Annotated in this window: 4 protein-coding genes; 1 reads left to right on the plus strand and 3 read right to left on the minus strand. The window is 62.6% G+C overall.

The features are described 5' to 3' along the window. Window positions 1-168 precede the first annotated feature (168 nt). Window positions 169-318 carry a hypothetical protein gene (locus AC1DNF_RS35315; protein ID WP_478153547.1) on the minus strand — a complete coding sequence of 50 codons (150 nt, stop codon included), beginning with the start codon at window positions 316-318 and terminating at the stop codon, window positions 169-171. Between the two features lie 330 nt (window positions 319-648). Here AC1DNF_RS35315 and AC1DNF_RS35320 point away from each other — a divergent pair, with 330 nt between their 5' ends. After that, on the plus strand, window positions 649-1,629 hold the full coding sequence (locus AC1DNF_RS35320; protein ID WP_478153553.1) for a porin: 981 nt from the start codon (window positions 649-651) through the stop codon (window positions 1,627-1,629). A 122-nt stretch (window positions 1,630-1,751) separates the two neighbouring features. On the opposite strand, the gene AC1DNF_RS35325 is transcribed toward AC1DNF_RS35320, so the two are convergent. Both AC1DNF_RS35325 and AC1DNF_RS35330 read right to left on the minus strand, forming a co-directional pair. Next, entirely contained in the window at window positions 1,752-2,534 is a 783-nt protein-coding gene (locus AC1DNF_RS35325; protein WP_478153549.1) for a TetR/AcrR family transcriptional regulator, read from the minus strand. A gap of 250 nt (window positions 2,535-2,784) precedes the next feature. After that, a partial coding sequence (locus tag AC1DNF_RS35330) for a Rieske 2Fe-2S domain-containing protein (RefSeq protein WP_478153551.1) occupies window positions 2,785-3,825 on the minus strand: 1,041 nt, incomplete at its 5' end.

Consider the following 3,825-nt stretch of genomic DNA (forward strand, 5'->3'; position numbering starts at 1 on the left):
ATTCAACACATCCAGGTTGGACAAGCTGACATTGCCCCGCTGCGTGGGCAAACAATGCTCGATCTGGGCGAACTGCGCTGGCGTGATTTCCATGCACGGATTTTCTCGCAGCCCGTACCTTCAAGTCAAATAGTGTTAACACGCCCTAGCTGGCGGATCGCCGGCGGGTCACTGCAGCCTGAATGTCGGCAACACCTCGGCCAGCCCGCCGCAAGAACCGCCGCGGCGCCGAGCGGCCGCAATGCTGATTTTTCCGCGCTTCGCACAACGCAAGGCAAGGTGCTGCGTCGTCACTTTGTAAGGTTGCTTGATATCCACGCTAGTGTTTTTCCCAGTGGCCGATCCGATGATCGATGATATGGTTACCTTACATTGCCAGGTATGTGCCTGTTCGTGCTGAACGAGGTTCAGTACGGCTGGAGGGAGGAACACACCAGAGGCGAAACGTTCAAAGCGCGGGCTCCACGTGGAGGCGAGCCTGAGTGCGGCGTGAGATCGCAAACGCTTGGTCGCAATGTGGAGTGCATCTTGATCGAGTCGAGCGACTTGTACTGGCTTCCTCGCCAGGCCACTGCTGCTCGTTGGGCCAAGGGCACGTGATTGTGTTGACAGGTTCTTACCCAGCATCGAGGAGAAACAGTGTTGAAAATGAAGCACGCGGCCAGCGCCGCGCTGATCGGTCTGTCGCAAGTGGCCATGGCCCAGGGGGTCACCATGTATGGCCTGGTCGACGTCGGCGTGGCGAAGAGCAATGGGGGCACGGCAACCACGAACGGCGGTCCGGTCGGCAACAACGCATGGCAGGTCCAACAGGCCGCCGTATCCCGCCTCGGGTTTCGGGGCTCCGAAGATCTGGGCAGCGGTATGTCGGCCCAGTTCTCGCTTGAAATGCGATTTTCGCCGGACACTGGCGCGCCCCGCAGCCCGACCACCTTCTGGACCGGCAACAGCTACGTCCAGCTGACGCAAGCGGGTATCGGCTCGCTCTGGCTGGGACGCAACTATATACCGGCCTTCTACGTGGCGGTGAAGATGGACCCGTTCGGATGGGACGGCGTGGGACAGCTGTCGCTGCAGCAATTCGGGCTCTACCGCGGCAAGGAAGGCCCGCAGGCGTCGAACATCGTCGGATTCAAGTCCGCCAATTTCCTGGGCGGCCTGACGGTCGACGCCATGTACTCGGCTGGGGAAGGAACGGCCGCCAAGGAGACCGGATTCAACATCCAGTACGCCGCCGGCAAGTTGTATTCCGGCTTGGGTTACGACAAGCTCAGTGGCGGCCCAGCCGCAACGAACGGTGACTCGCTGGTGAACTTCGGACTGGCTTACGACTTCGGCTTCGTGCGACCGATGCTGTATCTGTCGCGCTCCAAGACGGGCGGCGGAAACCGGACGAGCGACGCCATGTCATTGGGCGCCACCGCGCCCCTGGGGTCCGTCGGTCGCCTCAAGGTGGCCTACCTCAAGCTGGATCCGGATGGGGCGAACAACGACCAGAAAAAGTTCAGCCTCGGCTACGAGTACTTCCTGAGCAAGCTGACGAACCTCTATGTCGATGGCGCTATCGCCAAGGAACAGGGCAAGACGGACAACCGCCTGTTCAACGTCGGCATCAAGAAGGTCTTCTGACACCTTGAGCGATCGTGGCCACGGCAACCGTCTGCCGTGGCCGAACCCGGAGATGTGATGGCTGAGCCGACTTCGCTACCCATGGGCTCAGGCCCACTGCGCCGAGCCGCGGCCGGCCACCGTCAGGGCACCGGACGTGCCGCGCTTCCGGTCTTGCGAGTGGCCGCCTTGGGAACCTTGGGGGCAGCGCTCTTGCCTCGTGCGGCAAGGATGTTCCCGGGCAGCTCCTTCTCCCACTCTTCAACCTGCAGGCTCTCCATCATCAGCAGATAGAGCTGATGGATCTCTTGCATCCCCTTGCGAACACTGGGCTTTTCGTCCGCGAGCCAAGTGTGCAGCTGCTGGTTGTAGATGCACCACCACATGTCGACGATCACCTTGATCTCGGCGGTGGTCTTGATGCTGCCTGCTTTCCTCTTGCGCTCCACGAGTGACGCCAGACCCGCCTGCAATCGCTGCTTGTTGGCCGCGAAGCGGATCGCTTCCGGCCCCGCGGGCTTGCCCATCATCAGGACACCGGTGATTTCACGGCGGGCCTGCCGTGCCACGTCAGGGTGCTTGGCCCAATAGGTGAAGTTTCTCTGGCCGAACACCATCAACGACTCCATCAGTGACACGTCGGGAGACGCGTCCTCGAAGTCGTTTCCCCTCTCCGTCGCGAGGTCGTCGTTGACGATCATCAGCAACAGCTCCGCCTTGGTCGGGGCATAGGCGAAGAGCGTTCCGAGCGACACTTCAGCCCGCTCGGCGATCTCGCGTGTCGTCGCGGCTTCGTAGCCACGTTCATAGAACACCGCGCGCGCAGCTTCCTTGATCCAGTTACGGCGACGCTGCTTTCCGCGCTCCCTCAAACCCACGGGCGCAGCAGCCCCGTCGATCGGCTGTGTATCGCTCTTTGACTTCACATATTTCCTAGGAAAAATTCCGAACTTCCGGGGAACATGACTTCAACACAGCCATGCTCGGGCACCGGGTGCGGGCGGCGTCGCCTCGCGCGGAAGGCCTGGGCGACGATGTCGCGCGGCCGGAAACCGGATCGCCTTCAATGGTAGTCGATCAGGTTCCCAGGGATGCGGGGGAGCGATCAGGGCCGCCGGCCAGCCAGGCAGTGCACGCGTGGACGATGACGCCCTCGAGATGCGCGCGCATCAAAAATCACCCCGCGGTGCCGACGTCTGCCTCTTTCCAACTGGCGTGGGATTTCACGAAAGCCGCAAAGGGACGGATTCCGTAATCGATGCGGTCATGCTGCGCCGTCGCTGGGGTCTTGTTCGCGAGGAAGTCCTGCAGGGCGCTCAGCAGGCAGCGGCGCACCTGCACGACGGCACCATCTCCCGCCCCCAGGTACTCCTTGGTGCGATCGACGAGCGGCCCCTGGCTCGTGATGACGGCGAAGTCTTCCGTGCCGAGCGCCTGCGGAAAGCCGGTGAAGTGACCCTCGCGCATCGCCTGGCGGTCCTGCCCCCAGTTGTCGCTGCCGTCGCCCGGGCAACCGGGCGGGTAGTCGTTGCGGTCGCTCGGAAACAAGCGGCCTTCATAGGCTAGCTTGGCATCCAGGCGAAACGTGAGGTGCCAGTACCAGATGTTTTCATCGTCGATGGGCACCGAGCAGAAGAAGCCGACCCGCTTGCCACTCTCCTCCACCTTGCGCGGCGAGATCAGTCCGAACCACGGCAGAACGAAAGAGTTGACGCGGGCGTATATCCGGCCATCCGGCAGATCGCGCAAGGCTGCGTAGCGGAACCCGTACGGCATCTGTTCGATCTGATACATGGGCGCCTGGTTCTCGGCGGCATGGCGCTGGTCGTCGGCCACCCAGCTTTGGTGCAGCACGCCCAGATGGGCCGAATCCATCGTGGTCTCGACGCCCTGCAGCCAGTTGCAGGCGACCTTCTGGCGGAACACGGTCACGTGACCCTCGGGCAACTCTCCGAAACCGAAATCGACAAACTTGGGCGGCGTGTCCCCCTCGCCGAGCCACACCCAGATGACGCCTCCTGCTTCACGGGTCGCGTAGTGCTTCAGCGGCACGTGCTTGCAGTACTCGGCTTCGTTCTGCGGCTGGGTCGGCACCGCCACGGTGACGCCGTCCACTGAAAACTTCCAGCCGTGGTAGATGCAGCGCAGTGCGTTGTCTTCATTGCGCGCCAGGGCCATCGAAGCACCCCGGTGCGGGCACGCCTCGTCGAAGAATCC

This window comes from Variovorax sp. 01T432, assembly GCF_056398605.1.

Bases quoted from the DNA above. Each gene is read 5' to 3' on its own strand.
- AC1DNF_RS35320 (WP_478153553.1), top strand. From the start codon at position 649: ATGAAGCACGCGGCCAGCGCCGCGCTGATCGGTCTGTCGCAAGTGGCC.